This is a genomic window from Pantoea brenneri (assembly GCF_038594305.1).
Lineage (GTDB): Bacteria > Pseudomonadota > Gammaproteobacteria > Enterobacterales > Enterobacteriaceae > Pantoea > Pantoea brenneri.
Genome location: NZ_JBCGBG010000001.1, coordinates 1,905,060 through 1,929,377, shown reverse-complemented (window position 1 = coordinate 1,929,377; position 24,318 = coordinate 1,905,060). Strand labels below are relative to the sequence as shown.

General features: G+C 57.1%; 23 protein-coding genes and 3 tRNA genes. 21 read left to right on the top strand and 5 right to left on the bottom strand.

Going from position 1 to position 24,318, the window contains the following annotated elements; translation table 11 throughout:
- Positions 1–15 precede the first annotated feature (15 nt).
- The 17 genes from odhB to AABB92_RS08965 all read left to right on the top strand — a co-directional run bounded on the left by odhB (position 16) and on the right by AABB92_RS08965 (position 13,382).
- A complete protein-coding gene (gene odhB, locus AABB92_RS09045) occupies positions 16–1,239 on the top strand; it encodes a 2-oxoglutarate dehydrogenase complex dihydrolipoyllysine-residue succinyltransferase (RefSeq protein WP_031374826.1) in 1,224 nt (407 codons plus the stop codon).
- Between the two features lie 70 nt (positions 1,240–1,309).
- Entirely contained in the window at positions 1,310–2,476 is a 1,167-nt protein-coding gene (sucC, locus tag AABB92_RS09040) for an ADP-forming succinate--CoA ligase subunit beta (protein ID WP_046288453.1), read from the top strand.
- Complete coding sequence (gene sucD / locus AABB92_RS09035) at positions 2,476–3,351, top strand: succinate--CoA ligase subunit alpha (protein ID WP_021508535.1); 876 nt, start codon at positions 2,476–2,478, stop codon at positions 3,349–3,351. Before sucC ends, sucD begins: the two co-directional genes overlap by 1 nt.
- Before the next feature lie 572 nt (positions 3,352–3,923).
- A complete protein-coding gene (gene cydA, locus AABB92_RS09030; RefSeq protein WP_031374827.1) occupies positions 3,924–5,495 on the top strand; it encodes a cytochrome ubiquinol oxidase subunit I in 1,572 nt (523 codons plus the stop codon).
- Between the two features lie 11 nt (positions 5,496–5,506).
- Positions 5,507–6,646 (top strand): cytochrome d ubiquinol oxidase subunit II, encoded by a 1,140-nt coding sequence (cydB, locus tag AABB92_RS09025; protein WP_031374828.1) that lies wholly within the window; start codon positions 5,507–5,509, stop codon positions 6,644–6,646.
- Positions 6,647–6,661: 15 nt separating this feature from the next.
- Positions 6,662–6,766: a cytochrome bd-I oxidase subunit CydX gene (gene cydX / locus AABB92_RS09020; protein ID WP_069728038.1), complete on the top strand. Its 105-nt coding sequence runs from the start codon at positions 6,662–6,664 to the stop codon at positions 6,764–6,766.
- Positions 6,766–7,059, top strand: a complete 294-nt coding sequence (gene ybgE / locus AABB92_RS09015) for a cyd operon protein YbgE (RefSeq protein WP_031374829.1) — start codon at positions 6,766–6,768, stop codon at positions 7,057–7,059. The genes cydX and ybgE overlap by 1 nt, the downstream gene beginning before the upstream one ends.
- A gap of 178 nt (positions 7,060–7,237) precedes the next feature.
- Positions 7,238–7,642, top strand: a complete 405-nt coding sequence (gene ybgC, locus AABB92_RS09010; RefSeq protein ID WP_031374830.1) for a tol-pal system-associated acyl-CoA thioesterase — start codon at positions 7,238–7,240, stop codon at positions 7,640–7,642.
- Complete coding sequence (gene tolQ / locus AABB92_RS09005; protein WP_031374831.1) at positions 7,639–8,325, top strand: Tol-Pal system protein TolQ; 687 nt, start codon at positions 7,639–7,641, stop codon at positions 8,323–8,325. The genes ybgC and tolQ overlap by 4 nt, the downstream gene beginning before the upstream one ends.
- A gap of 13 nt (positions 8,326–8,338) precedes the next feature.
- Positions 8,339–8,767 (top strand): colicin uptake protein TolR, encoded by a 429-nt coding sequence (tolR, locus tag AABB92_RS09000; RefSeq protein ID WP_010260764.1) that lies wholly within the window; start codon positions 8,339–8,341, stop codon positions 8,765–8,767.
- 27 nt (positions 8,768–8,794) lie between these two features.
- Entirely contained in the window at positions 8,795–10,078 is a 1,284-nt protein-coding gene (gene tolA, locus AABB92_RS08995; RefSeq protein ID WP_031374832.1) for a cell envelope integrity protein TolA, read from the top strand.
- 115 nt (positions 10,079–10,193) lie between these two features.
- Positions 10,194–11,489: a Tol-Pal system beta propeller repeat protein TolB gene (gene tolB / locus AABB92_RS08990; RefSeq protein ID WP_031374833.1), complete on the top strand. Its 1,296-nt coding sequence runs from the start codon at positions 10,194–10,196 to the stop codon at positions 11,487–11,489.
- Between the two features lie 51 nt (positions 11,490–11,540).
- Complete coding sequence (gene pal / locus AABB92_RS08985) at positions 11,541–12,068, top strand: peptidoglycan-associated lipoprotein Pal (RefSeq protein ID WP_031374834.1); 528 nt, start codon at positions 11,541–11,543, stop codon at positions 12,066–12,068.
- A 9-nt stretch (positions 12,069–12,077) separates the two neighbouring features.
- Complete coding sequence (gene cpoB, locus AABB92_RS08980) at positions 12,078–12,869, top strand: cell division protein CpoB (RefSeq protein ID WP_046288452.1); 792 nt, start codon at positions 12,078–12,080, stop codon at positions 12,867–12,869.
- A 165-nt stretch (positions 12,870–13,034) separates the two neighbouring features.
- A tRNA-Lys gene (locus AABB92_RS08975) sits at positions 13,035–13,110 on the top strand.
- 74 nt (positions 13,111–13,184) lie between these two features.
- Positions 13,185–13,260, top strand: a tRNA-Lys gene (locus AABB92_RS08970).
- A gap of 46 nt (positions 13,261–13,306) precedes the next feature.
- Positions 13,307–13,382: transfer RNA gene (locus tag AABB92_RS08965), tRNA-Lys, on the top strand.
- A gap of 400 nt (positions 13,383–13,782) precedes the next feature.
- Here the strand turns inward: AABB92_RS08965 and AABB92_RS08960 are convergent.
- Positions 13,783–15,255, bottom strand: coding sequence for an AlkA N-terminal domain-containing protein (locus tag AABB92_RS08960; protein WP_031376825.1), 1,473 nt, complete (start codon positions 15,253–15,255; stop codon positions 13,783–13,785).
- A 159-nt stretch (positions 15,256–15,414) separates the two neighbouring features.
- On the opposite strand from AABB92_RS08960, the gene AABB92_RS08955 reads away from it, so the two are divergent.
- The 3 genes from AABB92_RS08955 to pnuC all read left to right on the top strand — a co-directional run bounded on the left by AABB92_RS08955 (position 15,415) and on the right by pnuC (position 17,890).
- Positions 15,415–15,930 (top strand): methylated-DNA--[protein]-cysteine S-methyltransferase, encoded by a 516-nt coding sequence (locus AABB92_RS08955; RefSeq protein ID WP_031376826.1) that lies wholly within the window; start codon positions 15,415–15,417, stop codon positions 15,928–15,930.
- Between the two features lie 153 nt (positions 15,931–16,083).
- Complete coding sequence (gene nadA / locus AABB92_RS08950; protein ID WP_031376827.1) at positions 16,084–17,145, top strand: quinolinate synthase NadA; 1,062 nt, start codon at positions 16,084–16,086, stop codon at positions 17,143–17,145.
- A gap of 25 nt (positions 17,146–17,170) precedes the next feature.
- Complete coding sequence (pnuC, locus tag AABB92_RS08945; protein ID WP_031376828.1) at positions 17,171–17,890, top strand: nicotinamide riboside transporter PnuC; 720 nt, start codon at positions 17,171–17,173, stop codon at positions 17,888–17,890.
- Here pnuC and zitB read toward each other — a convergent pair.
- The 4 genes from zitB to AABB92_RS08925 form a co-directional block, all read right to left on the bottom strand.
- Positions 17,887–18,855, bottom strand: coding sequence for a CDF family zinc transporter ZitB (gene zitB, locus AABB92_RS08940; protein ID WP_031376829.1), 969 nt, complete (start codon positions 18,853–18,855; stop codon positions 17,887–17,889). The two genes, pnuC and zitB, sit on opposite strands and share 4 nt — an antisense overlap.
- Positions 18,833–21,907, bottom strand: a complete 3,075-nt coding sequence (locus tag AABB92_RS08935) for a hybrid sensor histidine kinase/response regulator (RefSeq protein ID WP_031376830.1) — start codon at positions 21,905–21,907, stop codon at positions 18,833–18,835. The genes zitB and AABB92_RS08935 overlap by 23 nt, the downstream gene beginning before the upstream one ends.
- The gene (locus AABB92_RS08930) at positions 21,889–22,470 is read right to left on the bottom strand and encodes a response regulator transcription factor (RefSeq protein WP_031376831.1); all 582 of its coding nucleotides are present in this window, start codon (positions 22,468–22,470) and stop codon (positions 21,889–21,891) included. Before AABB92_RS08930 ends, AABB92_RS08935 begins: the two co-directional genes overlap by 19 nt.
- A 99-nt stretch (positions 22,471–22,569) precedes the next feature.
- On the bottom strand, positions 22,570–22,932 hold the full coding sequence (locus AABB92_RS08925) for a YbgS-like family protein (protein ID WP_031376832.1): 363 nt from the start codon (positions 22,930–22,932) through the stop codon (positions 22,570–22,572).
- 289 nt (positions 22,933–23,221) lie between these two features.
- Here AABB92_RS08925 and aroG point away from each other — a divergent pair, with 289 nt between their 5' ends.
- Positions 23,222–24,274: a 3-deoxy-7-phosphoheptulonate synthase AroG gene (gene aroG / locus AABB92_RS08920; RefSeq protein WP_031376833.1), complete on the top strand. Its 1,053-nt coding sequence runs from the start codon at positions 23,222–23,224 to the stop codon at positions 24,272–24,274.
- Positions 24,275–24,318 lie beyond the last annotated feature (44 nt).

Genomic DNA, 24,318 nt, shown 5'->3' with positions numbered 1-24,318 from the left:
TTAAAAGGAAAGATAATGAGTAGCGTAGATATTCTCGTTCCCGACCTGCCTGAATCGGTTGCCGATGCCTCCGTGGCAACCTGGCACAAAAAACCAGGCGATGCAGTCACTCGCGATGAAGTGCTGGTCGAAATTGAAACTGACAAAGTGGTGCTGGAAGTGCCTGCATCCGCTGACGGCATTTTAGAAGCCGTGCTGGAAGATGAGGGCGCAACCGTCACTTCACGCCAGGTCCTCGGTCGTCTGAAAGAGGGCAACAGCGGCGGTAAAGAGAGCAGCGCGAAGTCTGAAAGCAAAGAGTCGACTCCGGCTCAGCGTCAGACTGCCTCACTGGAAGAAGAGAGCAACGATGCGCTCAGCCCGGCAATTCGCCGCCTGATTGCGGAACATAACCTCGATGCCTCGCAGATCAAAGGCAGCGGTGTGGGTGGTCGTCTGACCCGTGAAGATGTTGAAAAACATCTGGCCAACAAGCCTGCTGCGCCGAAAGCCGCCGCTGCGCCAGCCGCTGACAGTGCGCCACAGCCTGCGGTCGCTAACCGCAGCGAAAAACGCGTGCCGATGACCCGTCTGCGTAAACGTGTTGCCGAACGTCTGCTGGAAGCGAAGAACAGCACCGCGATGCTGACCACCTTCAACGAAATCAACATGAAGCCGATCATGGATCTGCGTAAGCAGTACGGCGAGGCTTTCGAGAAGCGTCACGGCGTGCGTCTGGGCTTCATGTCCTTCTACATCAAAGCGGTAGTTGAAGCGCTGAAACGCTATCCGGAAGTGAATGCTTCTATCGATGGCGAAGATGTGGTTTATCACAACTACTTTGACGTCAGCATTGCGGTCTCCACGCCACGCGGCCTGGTGACGCCGGTGCTGCGCGACGTCGATGCGCTGAGCATGGCTGATATCGAGAAGAAAATTAAAGAACTGGCGGTGAAAGGTCGTGACGGCAAGCTGACGGTTGACGATCTGACCGGCGGTAACTTCACCATCACCAACGGTGGCGTCTTCGGTTCGCTGATGTCGACCCCGATCATCAACCCGCCACAGAGTGCCATCCTCGGCATGCACGCCATCAAAGATCGTCCTATGGCGGTCAATGGTCAGGTCGTGGTGCTGCCAATGATGTATCTGGCGCTCTCCTACGATCACCGTCTGATCGATGGCCGTGAATCTGTCGGCTACCTGGTTGCGGTGAAAGAGATGCTGGAAGACCCGGCGCGCCTGCTGCTGGATGTCTGATTTTCATCGGGCGCGCCTCGCCGCGCGCCCAACCTCTTTACTCTTTTCAGACCTGAATGGATAGAACATCATGAACTTACACGAATACCAGGCGAAACAACTGTTTGCACGGTATGGCATGCCGGCACCAACCGGTTACGCCTGTACTACACCACGTGAAGCGGAAGAAGCTGCCTCGAAAATTGGCGCAGGCCCGTGGGTAGTAAAATGTCAGGTTCATGCCGGTGGCCGCGGTAAAGCGGGCGGTGTGAAAGTGGTTAACAGCAAAGAAGAGATTCGCGCCTTTGCTGAAAACTGGCTGGGCAAACGCCTGGTAACCTATCAGACAGATGCGAACGGCCAGCCGGTAAACCAGATTCTGGTTGAAGCCGCAACCGACATCGACCAGGAGCTTTACCTGGGCGCGGTGGTCGATCGTGCAACGCGTCGCGTGATCTTCATGGCATCAACTGAAGGCGGCGTAGAAATCGAAAAAGTGGCGGAAGAAACCCCGCACCTGATTCATAAAATGGCGCTCGATCCGCTGACCGGTCCACAGCCTTATCAGGGCCGTGAGCTGGCATTCAAACTGGGCCTGTCCGGCAAGCTGGTCGGTCAGTTCACTAAGATCTTCATGGGTCTGGCGACACTGTTCCTCGAGCGCGATCTGGCGATGGTTGAGATCAACCCGCTGGTGATCACTAAGCAGGGCGATCTGATCTGCCTGGATGGCAAACTGGGTGCCGATGGCAATGCGCTGTTCCGTCAGCCAGAGCTGCGCGAAATGCGCGATCCAAGCCAGGAAGATCCACGTGAAGCCCATGCTACACAGTGGGAACTGAACTATGTCGCCCTGGAAGGCAACATCGGCTGTATGGTGAACGGCGCAGGTCTGGCGATGGGTACCATGGACATCGTTAAGCACCACGGCGGTCAACCGGCGAACTTCCTTGATGTTGGCGGCGGCGCAACCAAAGAGCGCGTCACAGAAGCCTTCAAAATCATCCTGTCTGACGATGCAGTGAAAGCGGTATTCGTTAACATCTTCGGCGGTATCGTACGCTGTGACCTGATTGCCGACGGCATCATCGGCGCAGTGGCTGAAGTGGGTGTGAACGTGCCAGTGGTGGTACGTCTGGAAGGTAACAACGCCGAGCTGGGCGCCCAGAAACTGGCGGACAGCGGTCTGAACATCATTGCAGCAACCAGCCTGACAGACGCCGCACAGCGTGTTGTTGCTGCCGCGGAGGGTAAATAATGTCCATTCTGATCGACAAAAACACCAAAGTCATTTGCCAGGGTTTCACCGGTGGCCAGGGGACTTTCCATTCTGAGCAGGCGCTGGCCTACGGCACCCAACTGGTTGGCGGCGTCACGCCAGGCAAAGGCGGCACCACCCATCTGGGCCTGCCGGTGTTCAACACCGTGCGTGAAGCCGTAGAAGCGACCGGCGCAACCGCCACCGTGATCTACGTGCCGGCTCCGTTCTGTAAAGATGGCATCCTTGAAGCGATCGATGCAGGCATCAAACTGATCATCACCATCACCGAAGGCATCCCGACGCTGGATATGCTGACCGTGAAAGTGAAGCTGGATGAAGCGGGCGTGCGGATGATTGGTCCAAACTGCCCAGGCGTGATCACCCCAGGCGAATGCAAAATCGGCATCATGCCGGGTCACATTCACCAGCCGGGCCGCGTCGGCATCGTCTCACGTTCAGGTACGCTGACCTATGAAGCCGTTAAGCAGACCACCGACATCGGCTACGGCCAGTCGACCTGTGTCGGCATCGGCGGTGACCCGATCCCAGGTTCTAACTTCATCGACATCCTGAAAATGTTCCAGGACGATCCACAGACCGAAGCGATCGTGATGATCGGTGAGATCGGTGGCAGCGCGGAAGAAGAAGCTGCGGCGTTCATCAAAGAGCATGTCACCAAGCCTGTGGTGGGTTATATCGCGGGTGTGACGGCGCCAAAAGGCAAGCGTATGGGCCATGCGGGCGCCATCATTGCCGGTGGTAAAGGCACAGCAGACGAGAAGTTTGCGGCACTGGAAGCGGCCGGCGTGAAAACCGTTCGCAGCCTGGCTGACATCGGTGATGCGGTGAAAGCTGTCCTGCCGGCGAAATAAGCCAAACAGATCGAACATCAAAGCCACCTGCGGGTGGCTTTTTTTATGCCTTCTATTGCTGGTACCCGGCCGCGCTGTTGAATCGACGGCGCAGCAGAATAACCGCCAGAAAAATGCCTGGAGTTAATTAAAAGCAGCAAAGGTAATATTTTTTAAATAATATTCAGCCCGACGATGACATCCTGATAACAAGAAACCTACCTGACCCTATCTGGAAATTTATTACGTTATTCCAGATCAATTATTCGCGAGTTATAACCAACTATTCCGCTGGCAAAGCGTAACGCTAAAGGCGTAAATTGCGCTACATCAATTCAGCCTTTCACACAAACTTTCAAACGTTTGCTCTACCCGGGGTGATACCCGCTTTTCTGTTGTTTTTGCATACGTTGAGATTAGCGCTGCATTGACAGTCAGGGCTGCTTTACCCGTTATTCACCAGCTACGGGCAGCTCATCACTCTGTTCTGCTGGGTATAAAAAACTGGAATTAATAAACAGTCGTTCCTGACTCAGATTACGCGCGCCTCTGTGATGCGCGTAACGGGATAATGCGAGGAGCAAGGAGTCATTATGTTAGATATCGTCGAGCTGTCGCGGTTACAGTTTGCCTTAACGGCGATGTACCATTTTCTGTTCGTGCCTTTAACGCTGGGTATGGCGTTTTTGCTGGCGATCATGGAGACGGTATACGTCCTGAGCGGCAAACAGATTTATAAAGATATGACGAAATTCTGGGGCAAGTTATTCGGTATTAACTTCGCGCTCGGCGTGGCTACCGGCCTGACCATGGAATTTCAGTTCGGGACCAACTGGTCATATTACTCTCACTACGTCGGCGATATCTTTGGTGCGCCGCTCGCCATTGAAGGGCTGATGGCGTTCTTCCTCGAATCCACCTTTGTCGGCCTGTTCTTTTTTGGCTGGGATCGGCTGGGTAAAGTGCAGCATCTGGCCGTCACCTGGCTGGTGGCGCTGGGCTCAAACATGTCGGCGCTGTGGATCCTGGTGGCGAATGGCTGGATGCAAAATCCGATCGCCTCTGAGTTCAACTTCGAAACCATGCGCATGGAGATGGTCAGCTTCTCCGAGCTGGTACTCAACCCGGTTGCCCAGGTCAAATTCGTCCATACCGTGGCGGCAGGCTACACCACCGGTGCGATGTTTATTCTCGGCATCAGCGCCTGGTATCTGCTGAAAGGACGCGATATCGCCTTTGCTAAACGCTCGTTCGCCATTGCGGCCAGCTTCGGCATGGCGGCGGTGCTGTCGGTGATCGTACTGGGCGATGAGTCCGGTTACGAAATGGGTGACGTGCAGAAAACCAAGCTGGCAGCGATTGAAGCTGAATGGGAAACCCAGCCCGCTCCGGCGTCGTTTACTCTGTTTGGCCTGCCGGATCAGGAGACCCGCGAAAACAAATATGCCATTCAAATTCCGTGGCTGCTTGGTCTGATCGCTACCCGATCCACCGACACACCGGTTACCGGGCTGAAAGATCTGATGGCGCAGCATGAAGTCCGCATCCGCAACGGCATGAAAGCCTACGCCTTGCTGAATGAACTGCGTGGCGGCAGCCAGGACCCGGCGGTACGCGAAGCCTTCAACAGCCACAAGCAGGATCTCGGCTATGGTCTGCTGCTGAAACGCTATACCGCTAACGTCTCTGACGCCACCGAAGCGCAAATCCAGCAGGCGACACAGGATTCAATTCCGCGCGTGGCACCGCTCTATTTCGCGTTCCGCATCATGGTGCTGTGTGGCGTGCTGCTGCTGGGCGTGATTACGCTGTCCTTCTGGAGTGTTATTCGTAACCGCATTGGCAAGAACCGCTGGTTACTGAAAGCGGCCCTGTTCGGTATTCCACTGCCGTGGATTGCCATCGAGTCAGGCTGGTTTGTGGCGGAATACGGTCGCCAGCCGTGGGCCATCGGTGAAGTGTTGCCGACTGCAGTCGCTAACTCGTCGCTGACGGTGGGCGATCTGCTGTTCTCAATGATCCTGATCTGCGGTCTCTACACCCTGTTCCTGGTGGCTGAGATGTACCTGATGTTCAAATTTGCCCGCCTTGGGCCGAGCAGCCTGAAAACCGGGCGTTACCATCATGAACAGATCACGGCGATGACTCAGCCGGTACAGGGATAAGGAGAGCGACCATGTTTGATTATGAAGTTCTGCGCTTTATCTGGTGGTTGCTGATAGGCGTACTGCTGATCGGTTTCGCCGTGGCAGATGGTTTTGATATGGGCGTCGGCATGCTGACGCGCATTCTGGGCCGCAACGATACCGAACGCCGCATCATGATTAACACCATCGCCCCGCACTGGGATGGCAATCAGGTATGGCTGATCACCGCCGGCGGCGCGCTGTTTGCCGCCTGGCCGATGGTCTATGCTGCGGCCTTTTCAGGCTTCTATGTGGGGATGATTCTGGTGCTGGCCTCGCTGTTCTTCCGGCCGGTTGGCTTTGATTACCGCTCCAAGATTGAAGATAACCGCTGGCGCGGTGCCTGGGACTGGGGCATTTTCATTGGCAGCTTTGTGCCACCACTGGTGATTGGCGTGGCGTTCGGCAACCTGTTGCAGGGCGTTCCCTTCCATGCCGATGAATATCTGCGCCTGTTCTATACCGGTAACTTCTTCCAGCTGCTGAATCCGTTTGGCCTGCTGGCGGGCGTAGTCAGCGTGGCGATGATTCTGGCGCAGAGCGCGACCTATCTGCAGATGCGCACCAGCGGCGAACTGCATCTGCGTTCACGCGCGGTCGCACAGATTGCCGCGCTGGTGATGATGGTCTGCTTCGTGCTGGCGGGCGTCTGGGTGAAATATGGTATTGATGGCTACGTCGTCACCAGCACCCTCGATCACTTCGCCGCCTCGAATCCGCTGGGTAAAACCGTGGTGCGGGAAGCGGGTGCCTGGTTGGTGAACTTCCAGAACCAGCCGGTGCTGTGGCTGTTCCCGCTGCTCGGCGTGCTGCTGCCACTGCTGACGGTGATCTGCTCCCGGCTTGAGAAGGGCGCCTGGGCGTTCCTGTTCTCCTCACTGACTCTGGCCTGCGTCATCATGACGGCGGGTATCGCAATGTTCCCGTTCATCATGCCTTCCAGCACGGTGCCGGGCATCAGCCTGACGATGTGGGATGCCACCTCCAGCCTGCTGACGCTGAAAATTATGACCGTCGCTGCGGTGATCTTCGTGCCGATCATTCTGGCTTACACCAGTTGGTGTTACTGGAAGATGTTTGGCCGTATCACCAAAGAGCACATCGAAAGCAACAGTCACTCACTCTACTGATTAAGGAGACGACGCATGTGGTATTTTGCCTGGATTCTTGGCACCTTGCTGGCCTGTGCCTTTGGTATCGTTACCGCGCTGGCGATTGAGCATATCGATGCGCAGGATGAGTCGCACTGATGCGCACACCGATTCAGATGCTGTATCGTCTGATGGACAAGGGCCCGTTACGGGCCCTTTCACTGCTGCTGGCGCTGGTCACGGCCGGCGGCGTGCTGTGGGACCCGACGCGCTTTGCCGATCACACCGGCAGACTGCCGGCTCTGCAGGCGCTGCTGCTCATCTGGGCCATCTGTAGTGCGGTGATCCACGGCGTGGGTTTCCGGCCACAGCAAACCCGATGGCAGGCGCTGTTTTCGCCCTTACCGGCAATGGGGGTGCTGTTTATCGCGCTTTACCGCTTTTACGCTTAACCTCCCGCCATATCGACGCTGTGAGTGAGTTTTTGTCAGCGTCCGGTCAAGAAATCTCCCTGAAATCGTTCCGTTTGTTACGGAGCGATAATTATTTTCGCCTGGCTCTGGCGACCCATTCCAAACCCGATTTGTCTTGCGTATAGTAGCAACGTTTAAAACGAGGCCGGGATGTAGAGTGAGTACAACGCTGTTTCGCTGGCCGGTTCGGGTCTACTACGAAGACACTGATGCCGGTGGCGTGGTTTATCACGCCAGCTATATCGCTTTTTATGAACGAGCACGTACCGAAATGTTGCGTCAGCACCATTTCAATCAGCAGACGCTGTTAGAACAGCAGGTCGCTTTTGTGGTGCGGCGTATGACGGTGGACTATCTGGCGGCGGCGCGTCTTGATGACCTTCTGGAGATCCAGAGTGAAGTGACATCAATGACCCGGGCTACCATGACGTTTACCCAGCGTATCGTGAATGCTGAAGGCAAAGTGCTCAATGAGGCAGAAGTCCTGATTGCCTGCATTAACCCACATCTGATGAAGCCGATTGCGCTTCCCAAGTCTATTGTCGCGGAGTTCAAGCAGTGACTGACATGAACATTCTTGATTTGTTCCTGAAGGCGAGCCTTCTGGTCAAACTTATCATGTTGATTTTGATCGGCTTTTCGATTGCCTCCTGGGCGATCATTATTCAGCGTACGCGTATCCTTAACGCGGCGGGGCGCGAAGCGGAGGCGTTTGAAGACAAATTCTGGTCCGGTATCGAACTCTCCCGTCTCTATCAGGAAAGCCAGGGTCGTCGTGACGAACTCGCTGGATCGGAGCAGATTTTCTACTCGGGTTTCAAAGAGTTTGCCCGTCTGCACCGGGCCAATAACCACGCACCAGAAGCGGTGATCGAGGGCGCGAGCCGGGCGATGCGTATCTCGATGAACCGTGAACTGGAGGCGCTGGAAAACCACATTCCTTTCCTCGGCACCGTCGGCTCCATCAGTCCATATATCGGTCTGTTCGGTACCGTCTGGGGGATTATGCACGCCTTTATCGCGCTGGGCGCGGTGAAGCAGGCGACCCTGCAGATGGTTGCACCGGGTATTGCGGAAGCGTTGATTGCCACGGCAATCGGCCTGTTTGCAGCGATCCCGGCGGTTATGGCGTACAACCGTCTGAACCAGCGCGTGAATAAACTGGAGCAGGGCTACGACAACTTCATGGAAGAGTTCACCGCCATTCTGCATCGCCAGGCTTTCTCCAGCGATAGCGCTAAGTAAATAGAGGTTAATGATGGCCAGAGTACGTGGTCGCAAACGCCGCGACCTGAAGTCGGAAATCAACATCGTTCCGCTACTGGACGTCCTGTTGGTGCTGTTGCTGATCTTCATGGCGACGGCACCCATTATTACCCAGAGTGTGGAAGTGGACCTGCCTGATGCGACCGATTCAAAAACCGTCGCCAGTGACGATAACCCGCCGGTGATTGTCGAAGTGGCGGGCGTGGGTCAGTACAGTCTGGTGGTGGATCACGATCGTATGGATCAGCTGCCTCCTGAGCAGGTGATCAGCGAAGCGCAGCGTCGACTGGAAGCCAATCCAAAGACCGTCTTTTTGATCGGAGGCGCGAAAGAAGTGCCTTACGACGAAATTATTAAAGCGCTCAACCTGCTGCACCAGGCGGGTGTTAAATCTGTCGGTTTGATGACGCAGCCGATTTAAAATCGAACCGTTTTTTGGGAACCGAGTGTGTCGAAGGCAACCGAGCAAAACGAGAAGTTAAAGCGCGCGATAATCATTTCGGTGATTCTGCACATTGTGCTGATCGCGCTGCTGATATGGAGCTCGTTTAATGAGCACATTGATGCCAGCAGTGCCGGCGGCGGCGGCAGCGATATAGATGCTGTGATGGTCGATCCCGGTGCGGTAGTGAGTCAATACAACCGTCAGCAGAACCAGCAGAGCGACAGCCAGCGCGCCGAGCAGCAGCGTAAAAAGCAGGCGCAACAGCAGGCTGAAGAGCTGCAACAAAAACAGGCGGCCGAACAACAGCGACTGAAAGCGCTGGAGAAAGAGCGTCTCGAAGCGCAGGAAACCGCTAAACAGCAGGTGAAGCAGCAAGCTGAGCAGCAGAAAGCGGCAGAAGAGGCCGCTAAGCAAGCGCAGGAGCAGCAAAAAACTGCCGAAGCTGCCGCCGCTAAAGCGAAAGCAGATGCCAAAGCCGAAGCCGATGCGCAGGCCAAAGCCGCCGCCGAACAGGCGAAGCAGGCGGCCGCTGAGGCGAAGAAACAGGCCGATCAGCAGGCCAAAGCTGCGGCGGCCGCGGCAGCAAAAGAGAAAGCCGTAGCCGAAGCCAAAGCGAAATCTGACGCCGAGGCGAAAGCCGCAGCAGAAGCCAAAGCCGCGGCCGATGCGAAAGCTAAAGCAGCTGAAGAAGCCAAAGAGAAAGCGGCAGAAGCAGCCAAAGCCAAAGCAGAAGCCGCCAAAGAGAAGGCTGAAGCCGCCGCCAAAGCCAAAGCAGAAGCGGCCAAAGAGAAAGCTGAAGCCGCTGCGAAAGCCAAAGCCGATGCGGCAGCCAAAGCGAAAGCCGACGCCGCCGCGAAAGCTAAAGCCGATGCAAAGGCCAAAGCCGCCGCTGATGCAGCCAATGACAGCGATGTTGATGACCTGTTAGGCGGACTGGCTTCCGGCAAAAATGCGCCGAAAAGCGGCACCTCGGGTGGCGCGGCAGGGCAGGGTAATCAGAAGAAAGCCGGTGCGTCCGGTGCGGAGATCAACTCCTATCTTGGTCAGATTACCAGTGCGATTCAAAGCCGATTCTATGATGCGGATCTGTATCGCGGAAAAAGTTGTGATTTACGGATTAAACTTGCGCCTGACGGATTGTTGATTGATGTTAAGTCAGAAGGCGGCGACCCCGCACTCTGTCAGGCAGCGATCGCCGCTGCCAAACAGGCACGTATTCCGAAGCCGCCTTCACAGGCTGTGTATGAAGTGTTTAAAAACGCACCAATGCGTTTCAGACCGCAATAATGCAGTAACTGACGGCAAGTTGATCTAAGGTTAGCTTGCCGTATTTAAGTCGTACTCGTGGTTTCCAGGAACAGTGCCAATTATCGTGGACTGAGGTTCAGATAAGGGAGATAAAATGAAGCAAGCTCTTCGCGTTACGTTAGGCTTTTTTATCCTGCTGTGGGCAGCCGTGCTGCATGCAGAAGTTCGAATTGAGATCACCCAGGGCGTGAATACTGCACGTCCGATTGGCGTGGTGCCGTTTAAATGGGCCGGTGCTGGCGCTGCGCCAGAAGATATCGGCGGCATCGTGGCGGCTGACCTGCGCAACAGCGGTAAATTCAACCCGCTGGATCGCTCACGTCTGCCACAGCAGCCAACCAGCGCGCAGGAAGTACAGCCTGCTGCCTGGAGCGCGCTCGGCATTGATGCCGTGGTGGTGGGTCAGGTGCAGTCCAACCCGGACGGCAGTTACCAGGTTTCTTACCAGTTAGTCGATACCGGCGCTGCGCCAGGCACAGTACTGGCACAGAACTCCTATAAGGTGACTAAACAGTGGCTGCGCTATGCTGCGCACACCGCCAGTGATGAAACCTTTGAGAAACTGACCGGCATTAAAGGGGCGTTCCGCACCCGCATCGCCTATGTGGTGCAGACCAACGGCGGTCAGTTCCCGTATGAACTGCGCGTCGCGGATTACGATGGCTACAACCAGTTTGTGGTTCACCGTTCACCGCAGCCGCTGATGTCACCGGCCTGGTCGCCAGACGGCAGCAAAGTGGCCTACGTCACCTTTGAAAGCGGCAAGTCAGCGCTGGTGGTACAGACGCTGTCTAACGGTGCTATCCGTCAGGTTGCTTCTTATCCACGTCACAACGGTGCTCCGGCCTTCTCGCCGGATGGTTCGAAGCTGGCTTTTGCCCTGTCTAAAACCGGCAGCCTTAACCTCTACGTGATGGATCTGGCGTCAGGTCAGACCCGTCAGGTCACCGATGGCCGCTATAACAGCACTGAACCGACCTGGTTCCCGGACAGCCAGACGCTGGCTTACACCTCGGATCAGGCCGGTGCGCCTCAGATTTATAAAGTAGGTATCAACGGCGGCGCGCCACAACGCATTACCTGGGAAGGCGGTCAGAACCAGGATGCGGACGTTGCCACCGATGGAAAATCAATGGTGATGATTAGCACCAGTGGCGGTGCGCAACACGTCGCCAAACAGGATCTGGAAACGGGAGCCGTTCAAACGTTAACGGACACGTTCCTGGATGAAACGCCGAGCCTGGCACCGAACGGCACAATGGTAATCTATAGCTCTACTCAGGGGATGGGTTCCGTGCTGCAGCTGGTTTCAACCGACGGCCGTTTCAAAGCGCGTCTTCCGGCAACTGATGGACAGGTAAAATTTCCTGCCTGGTCGCCGTATCTGTAATGTCTGACTTAACAGACATCACAAACAATAAACAATAATGGGATTTTTGAAATGCAACTGAACAAAGTGCTGAAGGGTTTGATGCTGGCTCTGCCGGTTCTGGCAGTAGCGGCTTGTAGCTCACACAAAAACAACAACAATGACCAGACTGGCATGGGTGCTGATGGCGCTTACGGTGCAAATTCTGGCATGAACGGCAACGGCGGCAACATGTCTTCTGACGAGCAGGCGCGTCTGCAGATGCAACAGCTGCAGCAGAACAACATCGTCTACTTCGGTCTGGACAAATATGACGTTCAGTCTGATTACGCTCAGATGCTGGATCAGCATGCTGCTTTCCTGCGTAGCAACCCATCTTACAAAGTGACTATCGAAGGTCACGCGGATGAGCGCGGTACGCCGGAATACAACATCGCCCTGGGCGAACGTCGCGCCAGCGCGGTTAAAATGTATCTGCAAGGCAAAGGTGTTTCGGCCGATCAGATGTCTATCGTTTCTTACGGTAAAGAGAAGCCAGCCGTTCTGGGTCATGACGAAGCAGCGTATTCTAAAAACCGTCGTGCCGTACTGGTCTACTAAGAGAATCACATGGTTAGTAACTTCAGACATCACCTGTTGAGTCTGTCGTTACTGATTGGCGTAGCGGCCCCCTGGGCCGCTAATGCCCAAGCGTCAATCAGTAGCGTTGGCTCCGGCTCGGTCGAAGACCGTGTCACCACTCTTGAACGAATCTCTAATGCCCAGGCACAGCTGCTGCAACAACTGCAACAGCAGATGAGCGATAACCAACGTGATATCGACTCGCTGCGTGGGCAAATCCAGCAAAACTCGTATCAGCTGAATCAGGTGGTTGAGCGTCAGAAGCAGCTCTACCAGCAGATTGACAGCCTGAGCAGCAGCAACAGCGGCGGTCAGCAGGCGGCCAGCGGCGATGCTTCAGCCGATGCAGGCGCAGCAGCAGGCGCGGGTGCGGCGGCAGCGACGGGCAGCGCACCGGCCCAGACCGGCGATGCGAACAGCGACTACAATGCGGCTGTTGCGCTGATTCTGGAGAAGAAACAGTACGACCAGGCGATCAGTGCGCTTCAGGCATGGGTAAAACGTTACCCTGATTCGACCTATCAGCCGAACGCCAATTACTGGCTGGGACAGCTGAATTACAACAAAGGCAAAAAGGACGACGCGGCCTATTATTATGCCACGGTGGTGAAAAACTATCCGAAGTCGCCGAAAGCCGCAGAGGCGTTATTGAAAGTGGGCGTCATCATGCAGGAGAAAAACGACACGGCGAAAGCCAAAGCGGTTTACCAGCAGGTGATTAAACTTTATCCCAATACCGATTCTGCCAAACAGGCGCAAAAACGTCTGGCAAGTATGTAATCTGTACGGTTCAGACCGGATATCGTGTGATTTCTGGTCTTGCCGTATGAAAGGTAAGCAATTGAAGCTTTTAGCAGAAATAAGGGTTGCGCTACCTCAGTAAATCAGTAATATATGCCGCCGTTGCCGGGACACATTGCAAACGTGTCTGGCAAGCCTGAAGATGGGTCGTTAGCTCAGTTGGTAGAGCAGTTGACTTTTAATCAATTGGTCGCAGGTTCGAATCCTGCACGACCCACCATCTCCGGTCAGACGCGCGTTTTGTTTGCGTGCCCTTTCAGGATACCGCTTCAGCATTGCTTCACAACCTAAGATGGGTCGTTAGCTCAGTTGGTAGAGCAGTTGACTTTTAATCAATTGGTCGCAGGTTCGAATCCTGCACGACCCACCATCTTACTTCGGGCGCCTGGCGCAGTGAAGGGTTGTAAGCCCCCAGCGGGTCGTTAGCTCAGTTGGTAGAGCAGTTGACTTTTAATCAATTGGTCGCAGGTTCGAATCCTGCACGACCCACCAATTAAGAAGAAAGCGCCTTTAAGGCGCTTTTTTCGTTTCTGCGGCACAGAGTTAAACCTGCCGGATGAGAACCTGCCGCAGCATCGACTGAATCGCCGGGAGCGATTCAGGCTGATGCGCCAGCATCGCCCGCAGGGCGTGGCCCCGGATGGGCACGGCTTATCCTGCACGACCCACCGATTAAGAAGAAAGCGCCTTCAAGGCGCTTTTTTCGTTTCTGCGGCACAGAGTTAAACCTGCCGGATGAGAACCTGCCGCAGCATCAGCCGCAGGGCGGGCGTGCGTTGCCGGGCCAACGCTTCGCGTTTTTATCCGGACTGCCCGCGCCATCCTCTTCTGACCGTATTCCCTGCGCGTTGAACTAATTGGTTGCGAGCAGATTTATCCCCCATCCTGTCCGTCACGGTTTTTTCTGCGCTTTCGCCACCGACAGACTCTTCCAGATATGCATTACCGCGTAGCTGCGCCACGGCCGCCACGACTGCGATCGCGCCTCCGCTTCGGCGGCCGTCAGGCCACCCAGATTATTGCGTACCGCAATGTCTTCTTTAGGAAAGGCATCCGGCCAGCGCAGGGCGCGCATCGCAATATAGTGAGCGGTCCATGGTCCGATGCCCGGTAAGCTCATCAGCCGCGCCATCATCGCCTCAGGCGACAGGGTGGCATTGAACCGTAGCTCACCCGCAGCACAGGCGCTGGCAAAGGCCTTAATCGCCCTGGCGCGGGCGCTGACTATCCCGAGGCGGGCAATCTCATCCAGTGAGGTCTGCGCGATCGTCGCCGGGCGGGCTGAGTAGCGTGACAGATCGGCGAACGGTGTCACGCAGGCTTCACCAAACGCCTGGGCAAAACGGCTGCTCAGCGTGGTCGCGGCTTTCACCGTAATCTGCTGACCGAGTATCGCCCGCACGCCCATCTCAAACCCGTCAAAGGCACCGGGTACCCGCAGGCCGGGATAATCAGCCAGACTCTGCGCCAGCAGCGGGTCCTGCTGCAGATGCGCCGCAATTCGCTGTGGCTGCGCATTGAGATCGAACAGATCGCGCAGCCGACGCAGCAGGGCCGGCAACACCGGCGTTAAGCTGCTGGTGAACTCAACCTGCAACGCCTGTTTTGCCGGCAGATGCGACACGCTGACCCAGCCGCGGTAGTCGCCCAGCGCCACGGTGCGCCGGTAGCAGCCATCTTCAACCGCCTCAATCTCTTTCATCAGGCGGAGCTGCAAAAAGCTGAGCATCGCCTGCCAGTCATAAGGGGGACGATAACTGAGCCGCAGCCGCATGGTATCGCCAGGCTGCAGCTGCGCCGCCGGCAGCGTCTCCTTACGCAAGGCACCGGGCGTCATGCGGTAACGGGCCTGGAATACATCATTAAAGCGCCGCAGACTGCCAAAGCCGCTGGCATAGGCCACGTCAATAATCGGCAGCCGGGTCTCGGTCAGCAGCTGCTTTGCCAGCAACATCCGACGCGTCTGCTTCAGCTCGAGCGGCGAGACGCCCAGCTCCTGCTGCACAATCCGCCGCAGCTGACGTGCGCTGATACCGAACTCTGCCGCAATCTCATCCAGCCCTTCATGCTGCTCCAGCACACCTTCCTCAATGCGCTGCACCAGCCGATCGGCGATGCGATGGGCATGATCAACCGGCGCATTTCCGGGTGCCAGCTCCGGGCGGCAGCGCAGGCAGGGCCGGAATCGGGCTTTTTCAGCGGCTTCGGCGCTGCCGAAGAACAGACAGTTTTTCTGCATCGGCGCTTTCACCGGGCAGATCGGGCGGCAATAGATACCGGTTGAGGTCACGCCGACGAAGAACACCCCATCAAAACGGGTATCACGTGAGGTCAGCGCCTGGTAGGCAATTTCGGGATCGAGCATGGCGTTTCTCCGGCAAATAATGCGCAGCCTACGCCGGAATGAACCTGCAGACTGGCTGTTTTCGGACAGCACAACAGTTTATCGCCATGACCGAAAACAGCCAGCGCGGCCGATAAAAAGTGCGATAATCGCTGCTTAATATGTGAGCGGAGAATCAGCATGTATTACTTCAAACCTATCGTCACCGTTGTCGGTGAACTCAAGCTGGTCGCCAGCGATCGCGGTCTGGTCGGTATTTTGTGGGAAAACGACGATCCGAAACGTACCCGGTTTTTGCCGCAAACCCGTCACGATGAACACCCGGTGTTACAGGAAACGGCCAGACAGTTGATGGAATATTTTGCCGGCGAACGGCGCTTTTTCGAATTGCCGCTCGACTTTGTCGGTACCGATTTTCAGAAAAAAGTCTGGCAGGCGCTGGTGACGATTCCGTTTGGCGAAACCCGCAGCTACAGCCAGATTGCTCGCGAGATCGGTCATCCGCTGGCGGTGCGTGCAGTTGGGGCTGCCAATGGCCGTAATCCGCTTTCGATTATCGCACCGTGCCATCGGGTAATCGGTGCCAACGGTAAACTGACCGGCTTCGCGGGAGGGCTGGAGATTAAAGCCTTTTTGCTGGCGCTGGAAGCACCTCAGGCCGCGCTGACGCTGGCAGAGGAAAAGCAGCCGGGCTGAAGCGCAATAGCGTGCGGTTGCAGACAAAAACTCCACGACACACCGACACATTTCCGCTATCGTGTTTAGCATATAAAACACGATGGCGGGAACAACGCCATATGTCGCCTTAACAGGCCATTTTCGTTAATTAGATAAAACGAGAGCTGTGTCATGAGTGTGATGTTCGATCCCGAGAGCGCCGTTTACCCTTTCCCGCCCAAGCCTGCCCGACTGACTGATGATGAAAAGGCGGCTTATCGTGAGAAAATCAAAGCGTTACTGAAAGCACGCAATGCCGTGATGGTGGCGCACTACTACACCGACCCGGAAATTCAGGCGCTGGCGGAAGAGACCGGCGGCTGTGTCTCCGACTCGCTGGAGATGGCGCGCTTCGGCAGTAACCATCCGGCGACGACCCTGCTGGTGGCAGGCGTACGCTTCATGGGAGAAACCGCCAAAATCCTCAGCCCGGAGAAAACCGTGCTGATGCCGACGCTGCAGGCCGAATGTTCCCTCGATCTGGGCTGCCCGATTGAGGAGTTCAACGCCTTCTGCGATGCCCATCCCGATCGTACCGTGGTGGTCTACGCCAATACTTCTGCGGCGGTGAAAGCGCGCGCCGACTGGGTGGTGACCTCCAGCATCGCGGTTGAACTGATTGAACATCTCGACAGCCTCGGCCAGAAAATCATCTGGGCACCGGATCGCCATCTTGGCCGCTACGTGACGCAAAAATCGGGCGCGGATGTGCTGTGCTGGCAGGGTGCCTGCATCGTACATGACGAGTTTAAAACCCAGGCGTTGCAGCGGATGAAAGCGCTCTATCCTGAGGCGGCGGTGCTGGTGCATCCCGAGTCGCCGCAGGCGATTGTCGATCTGGCCGACGCGGTGGGGTCTACCAGCCAGCTGATTCAGGCGGCGAAATCGCTGCCGCATCCGCAAATGATCGTCGCGACCGATCGCGGCATCTTTTATAAAATGCAGCAGGCGGTTCCGGAAAAAGAGCTGCTGGAAGCGCCGACCGCCGGAGAAGGAGCAACCTGTCGCAGCTGCGCACATTGCCCGTGGATGGCGATGAACGGCCTCAGGGCGATTGCAGAGGCGCTGGAGTCGGGTGGGGCAGATCATCAGGTTCAGGTTGCCGATGACCTGCGAGAGGCCGCATTGCTGCCGCTTAATCGCATGCTATCCTTTGCAGCAGATCTTAAACTCAACGTGAAAGGAAACGCCTGAGGCGTTTCTTTGACAGGTGCCAGCCATGGATTTCTTCAGCACGCACAATATTCTGGTGCATATTCCGCTCGGTGCGGGCGGTTACGACCTCTCGTGGATTGAAGCGATTGGCACCCTGGCGGGTTTGCTCTGTATCTGGCTCGCCAGCCTTGAAAAGATCGTCAATTATCCGTTTGGCCTGATTAACGTCACGCTGTTTGCGGTGATCTTCTTTCAAATCCAGCTTTATGCCAGCCTGCTGTTGCAGCTGTTCTTTTTCGTCGCCAATCTCTATGGCTGGTACGCCTGGAGTCGGCAGACGGATGACCATCAGGCGGCGCTGAAGATTCGCTGGCTGCCGTTACCCAAAGCACTGGCCTGGGCAGCCGGCTGCATCATCGCGATTGCGCTGATGACGCGCTATATCGATCCGGTGTTTGCGCTGCTGACGCGGGCGGCGGTAACGCTGATGAACGGTCTCGGACTGGCGGTGGCGATGCCAGCGCTGCAACCGGATGCGTTCCCGTTCTGGGATTCCTGCATGATGGTGCTGTCGATTGCGGCGATGATCCTGATGACGCGCAAATATGTTGAGAACTGGCTGCTGTGGGTAATCATCAACGTGGTTAGCGTAATGATTTTTGCGCGTCAGGGCGTGTATGCGATGTCGCTGGAATATGTGATTCTGACGCTGATTGCGCTGAACGGTTCGCGGATGTGGATTCGCAGCGCGCGGCAACAGGGTTCCCGCGCGCTATCGTCTTAGTGAGCGTGATGCTCACCCGGCGCGTGACTGTGGTCATGATGGACGTGACTGGCCGCTGAGCCACTGTTCATGCCGAGTTCGCACTCGGCACCGGCACACGGCTGGTACTCCATCTGCACGGTGGCGTGCGCAATCTGATAGTGCTGCTGCAGATAATCATGAATACGGTGCAGCAGCGCGTCATGATCGTAAGGCGGGATCACCTGCACGTGCAGCGTCAGCAGCGGTTTCTCGCCGACCTGCCACAGATGTACATGATGCACGTTACGCACTTCGGCAATATTGAGCGTCAGATCGCGGATCAGTCGGGTGACATCCAGCGAACGCGGCGCACCTTCCAGTAACTCCTGCAGGCTTTCGCGCAACAACGCCCAGGCGCTGCGCAGCACCAACAGCGATACCAGCAGCGACAGGATTGGGTCAATCGGCGTCCAGCCGGTCAGCATAATAATCACCGCCGCCACGATAGCACCCACCGATCCCAGCAGATCGCCCATCACATGCAGCGCCGCGGCGCGCACGTTCAGATTCTTCTCTCCGCTGCCGTGATGCAGCAACCAGAACGACAGGATATTGGCCAGCAGACCCGCGATCGCGATACCCAGCATCAGTCCGCCGGTCACCGGTTGCGGATCGGCAAAGCGACGCAGCGCCTCCCAGACGATCAACGCGGTAATCGCCAGCAGGGCCAGCGCATTGACAAACGCGGCCAGCGTGGTCAGGCGAAGCAGGCCAAAGGTATGGCGGGCATTGGGTTTGCGGCGAGCAAACTGCACTGCCAGCAGCGCCATCAGCAGCGCGGCGGCATCGGTCAGCATATGACCGGCGTCGGCCAGCAGCGCCAGCGAGCCAGACAACCAGCCGCCAATCACTTCGGCGACCATAAACAGGGTGGTGACGCCAAACGCGGCCGCCAGACGGGTGCGATTACTATCCTGCCCGCTATGAGTGTGGGTGTGTGCCATAAGAATCCAGTTTTTTCAGTAACCTGTTAGTCAATAATATCAGTAATCGCCACGTTTCAGACGTGTCCTGATGCTGTTTTGCCTGTTCCGCCAGCTGCTGGCTGAGCTGCGCGCCTTTCTCCAGTCCCACCAGTAACCAGCTGCCTTTCAGCCGGTGAGCGGCTTCCGCTAATCCGTGCGGGTCCGACTGCTCGCGCGCCGTGGTGAGCCGCGCCAGATCCTGGCTCACCGTGTCGCGCAGCGTCTGGCTCAGGCGGCCGAGAAACTTGTCGTTGTGCTGCGCCAGCCGCAACAGATTGTCATCCAGCGCCGCCAGCGGATCGGCCTGCCACTCGGCCAGCAGCGCACTGAGGTCGGATAACTGCACCGGTTTGATCAGCACCCGCTCGCCCGCCGCCAGCGGCTGTGCCAGCAGTTGGGCGTCGGCTGAACAGAGCACCCGCATCGCCTGACGGCCACGCTGGCGGTCACGACGGCGCAACAGCCGCAGCAGCAGCGTACCGTCAGGGCGCGGCATCATCTGATCGATAAATAACAGGTCATACGGCTGTTGCGCATCGGCCCGCAACAGATCGCGTCCCTGTTCGAAGATGTCAGCCTGGATAGCAAAGCGCGCCAGCTGCTGCTGCATCACCAGCAGATTGGTGGGATGATCATCCACAATCGCCACGCGCAGCTGAGGATAACCGGGCAGGGTGGACTCGCTGCTGTGGCTGACCGGCTCGCAGGGTTGCAGCGGCAGTGTGACGGTGACCTGAGTACCGTGGCCGGGCTGAGAGCTGAGCCGGATATCGCCTCCCATGCGCAGCACCATTTCACGGCAGATAAATAGCCCAAGACCGCTGCCCTGCACCGAAACCGATCGACCGGACGGCGCCTGATACCAGGGATCGAACAGCTTCTGCTGCTCATCGGCTGGAATACCGCTGCCGCTGTCGCTGACCGTCAGCTCCAGCTGCTGCCGGGCCGCCAGGGTCAGGCGGATCTCACCGTGGCGGGTAAACTTCAGCGCATTGGTCATCAGATTATTCACTACCTGCTGCAACCGATCGGCATCGATCAGGATCGCCTCAGGCAATGGCGTCAGTGCGTCAACCAGCAGCCGCGGTCCGTCAGCGCGCATTAACGGATGGTAAAAATGCTGCTGCTGTTCGAGCCACTGCGGCAGAGCCAGCGGACGCGGTGACAGGGTGAAGCTGTTGCTCTCAATTCGCGCGTGATCCTGCAGGTCATTAAGCAGGGTCAGCAACGACTGCGCGCTGCTGTGCAGCAGCGTCAGATTCTGGCTACTGTGCTGCTGCTTTTCCAGTTCCAGCAGCCCGAGGATCGCCTGCATCGGGGTGCGCAGCTCATGGCTGACGGTCGCCAGAAACTGACTTTTCATCGCATTGGCGCGCTCCGCCTGCTCACGCTGCTGGCGTTCACGGCGCTGCTGCCAGTAACGGCGGGCCAGTAACAGCAACAGCAAGGCGATCGCCGCCCCGGCAATCGCCAGCACCATCATCGGTAAGGAGCGCATCACCATCACGCTGCCCGGCTGCGGTGGCGTCGACCAGCTGTCCCGCATCTGGCTCTGGGTTTCTGCCGGGATCTGCTGTAGTGCCCGATCCAGCAGCGCGCGCAGCACCGGCTGGTCGGACGTGACGCCCAGCGCGATCGGCCAGGCGATGTCGCTGGCGGCAAAGGCAAGATGGATACGGACGTCGTTGCGGCTGGCGATGCGCCAGCGGGCCGACAGCACATTATCGACCAGCGCATCGATTTGTCCTTTAGCCAGCGCATCGTACAGGCTGTTGCGATCGGTAAAGCGTTGCGGCTGCAGATCGTCAGGCAGCAGCCGCTGCGCCAGATCGTCCTGCAACACTCCGACGCGTTTACCGCGCAGATCGCGCCAGTGCGTCAGGGTGTCGGGCTGGATGCTGTAGATGCCCCACAGCGCGCGCCATACCGGCAGCGAGGTGCTCTGCATGGCATCACCGTTAAGCGGTTGCATCAGCTGCAGCATCGCCTGCTGCTGACCGAGCAGCGTGGCGGCCTGGCGGGGATTGCTGACCCACACCGGCTCAAATTGCAGCCCGGTACTCTGGGCAATCACTTTCAGCAGTTCCACCCCATAGCCGCGCGCCGTACCGGTGCTGTCGCGATAGCTCCACGGATAGTTATCCGGCTCGGCGGTGTAACGCACGCGCGGATGGGCAGCAATCCACGCCCGCTCATCCGGGCTGAGCATCAGGGTCTGGGTATCCTGATAGCGCGGCAGAATGCTGCTCCAGCGCGCCTGAAGAGTATTCATCAGTTCGGCAGGCAGCTGACGCAGGCTCTGATTAATCCAGCCAATCAGTTGCGGATCGCGGCTGACCGCACGCAGATTGACCTGTCCGGCTTCTATCCGCGAGGCGATCTGATAAATCTGACCCTGCTGCAGCTGGCTCAACAGAAAGCCGGCGCTGGTCTCATCCGCCACCACATAATCGTTCTGCTGATTAAGCAGGGTGTAAAGGGCCTGCAAATCGCTGCTGTATCGCCGCCAGTGATGACGCGCCGCCAGCGCCGGCGGCAGCTGTGCCAGCGTTGTGTCACTGATCGCCAGTTGGGCATTCTGGCTGTTAAACATCACCGCACGCTGATTTTGCTGATTACGGTAGATGCGCAGCGGGCTGCTGAACCAGTTATCACTGCTGAGGATGCCGTCCGGCAAAGGGGCGGCCAGCATACCGAGGGCAAAATCGATCTGGCCGTCGTTCAGCGCCTGTAACAGATGCGCCTGATCGGCATACAGCGTCAGGCTGAACTGGGCACCGGTCAGCTGGCGCAGCGCCGAGAGATAATCGGCATTGATACCGTACAGATCGTTGCCGATGCGCATCGCCCACGGCGCGTTATTCTCTTCCAGCAGGCCGACGCGCAGCATCCGGCCCTGCATGGTTTCGGCGCGATTCACCGGCAGCATCATTGGCAGGTTAACGCTGCTGACCGGACGAACGTCTGCCCGGGCTCCGCCCCACAGCAGCAGCAAAATCAGCAACGCGTATCTCACTGCTGCGCCTTCCACAGGTCGGCCAGTTCCACCACCGAACGGGCGCCGGTTTTTTCCAGAATATTCTTTTTATGGGTGCTGACGGTTTTGTTGCTGATGTGCAGTTGTTCGGCGATTTGCAGGTTCGATAAGCCGCTGGCCAGCAAGGCCAGCACCTGACGCTCTTTTTGCGTCAGCGGCAGCTCCGGGCCATCTTCAATGACGGGAAAGGCGGTATGGCCGCCCAGCACCGCCAGAATGGCGCTGAGTAACTGCTCCATCCGCTGACTTTTCACTACGTAACCTGCTGCACCCAGCGCCTGCGCACGTCGCATGGTGTGCTGGGTTTGCTGGGCCGAGTAGATCAGCACCGGACAATCCGGCAGATGAATTTTCAGGCGACGCAGAATTTCCAGCCCGTCACCATCCGGCAGGCCAATATCCAGCACGATAATATCCAGCGGCAAGGACAGAAAGGGGCGCGCCGCTTTTTCGCTGCTGGCCGGGTAGAGCGTAATCGGAATCGGCGATTGGGTCAGTGCAGCCTCAAGGGCGACCTCGACCAGTGGATGATCATCAATCAGAAGCAATGCGGCCATGAACGTTTCCCTGTTAATTTCACCGGCTCAGCATAGCGGAAGAGAAGAGAGGAGGGGAGAAAAAGACAGGAGAGCAGGCGCTCTCCTGATCGGACGGAATTACTGCGACGTGCCGTCGGTTTTGGTATTAACGTCACCGCCACCTTCTTTAGTCTGCACTTTCTTATTAATGTTCGGGCATTTGCCGTCTTTACACTGACTATTCTGGTCAATTTCATTTGCAGACATATTACCGCTGCTGGTGTTACTGCCCGCGGCGGCCGGATTGGTGTTGGTGCCGGTATTATTAATATTGCTGTTATCCACTTTATTTGGCGGCAGGTTCTCTTTTGCACCGCCCGCCGCTGCGCCCGCATCGGCAGCCTGGTTAGCCGTACCGTTGTTGCCGCTCGCCGCCATTGCCGCGCCGCTGCTCAGTGTCATCGCTGCTGTTAAAAAGAGTAAGGCAAACTTTTTCATCATTATGCTCCCGTTAATTAATGAAGTTGCTGCTTCAAGCCCAGAGGTGCAGTTTGGATAAAAGAATCCCTGACGAAATAAAATTCGCCGGTTGGCTTAAACAGGGTGATTTAATCGGGTAAGCAGTCCATTCCTCAGTGCTTACCATTAAAAAGTCTAGACGCTTACCCGATTAATGCAAATATCACCCGCACATTTAACCCGCAGCGGGAATTTACACCCCTGACGCTTCGGGCTACATTGGTCGGGTTGTGCCCGGCGCGCGCTGGGCCAGAAATAATATGGAATCAGTATGAATTACCAGAACGATGATTTACGCATTAAAGAGATCAAAGAGCTGTTACCGCCGGTAGCACTGCTTGAAAAATTCCCGGCGACCGATCGCGCGGCAGAAACCGTTTCTCAGGCGCGTCAGGCGATTCATCAGATTTTACAGGGACAGGACGATCGTCTGCTGGTGGTGATCGGGCCGTGCTCGATTCATGACACCGAAGCAGCAAAAGAGTACGCCGCTCGCCTGCTGACGCTGCGCAACGAACTGAAAGGCGAGCTGGAAATCGTGATGCGGGTCTATTTTGAAAAGCCGCGTACCACGGTGGGCTGGAAAGGGCTGATCAACGATCCCTACATGGACGGCAGCTTCCAGCTGAACGACGGACTGCGTCTGGCGCGTAAACTGCTGCTGGATATCAACGACAGCGGCTTACCGGCGGCGGGCGAGTTCCTGGATATGATCACCCCACAGTACGTGGCCGATCTGATGAGCTGGGGGGCGATTGGTGCCCGCACCACCGAGTCACAGGTTCACCGTGAGCTGGCGTCAGGCCTCTCCTGTCCGGTGGGCTTTAAAAATGGCACTGACGGCACCATCAAGGTGGCTATCGACGCCATCAACGCCGCCGGTTCACCGCACTGCTTCCTGTCGGTGACCAAATATGGCCATTCGGCGATTGTCGAAACCAGCGGTAATGCCGATTGCCACATCATTCTGCGCGGCGGCAAAGAGCCAAACTACAGTGCGCAGCACGTCAGCGAGGTCAAAACCGGTCTGGCGAAAGCCGGTCTGCCGCAGCAGGTGATGATCGACTTCAGCCACGCTAACAGCAGCAAGCAGTTCCAGAAGCAGATGCTGGTGGCGGACGATGTGGCGCAGCAGATAATCAACGGCGAGCGGGCAATTGTCGGCGTGATGATTGAGAGTCATCTGGTGGAAGGCAATCAGAGCCTTGAGAGCGGTGAGCCGCTGGTCTACGGCCAGAGCGTCACTGACGCCTGCATCGGTTGGGATGACACCGATAAAGTGTTACGCCAGTTAGCGGCAGCGGTAAAACAGCGTCGCGGCTGAAGGCAGCGCGCATAAAAAAGGCCAGACTCACGTCTGGCCTTTTT